1 protein-coding gene is annotated in these 403 nt (G+C 61.5%); it reads right to left on the bottom strand.

The genetic code is table 11. From position 1 onward, the window contains the following. Window positions 1–403: ShlB/FhaC/HecB family hemolysin secretion/activation protein (locus IR135_RS11520; RefSeq protein WP_167753416.1), on the bottom strand; the 403-nt coding region annotated here is incomplete at both ends.

Here is a 403-nt window from a genome sequence, read left to right on the forward strand (position 1 = left end):
GAAGAAGTCCACACGGAAATAGACCGGCGCTTCGCGCTCGATCACATCGGGACGTTCCAGAGAGCGAGCGAAGGTCACCGAGGCGGCAACGTGCTGCCCACGGGTAAACAGCTCGAACGAGTTGCTGGACAAGCGACCATGCTGGTAGCCGTTGTAACGGTCATTGCGGATCACGCCCTGGTCGTAACCAGCCGCCGCGCCATATTCGGCAAACACCGGGCGCAGCCAGTCGAACGTCACCTGGCGGGTCAGGCGTATTTCGTTGCGCCAATAGCCGCCGCTGTCGCCGGACAGAAACTCATCCTTGTAGCCACGCACTGATGAAGATCCGCCCAGGCTCTGGCGCTGCGGGCTGAACAACACATCCTCGCTACGCTGCCCGTTGGCCAGGCTGGTGAAACTC

Origin of the sequence: Jeotgalicoccus nanhaiensis, from assembly GCF_015235105.1 — a bacterium.
GTDB classification, from domain to species: domain Bacteria; phylum Bacillota; class Bacilli; order Staphylococcales; family Salinicoccaceae; genus Jeotgalicoccus; species Jeotgalicoccus nanhaiensis.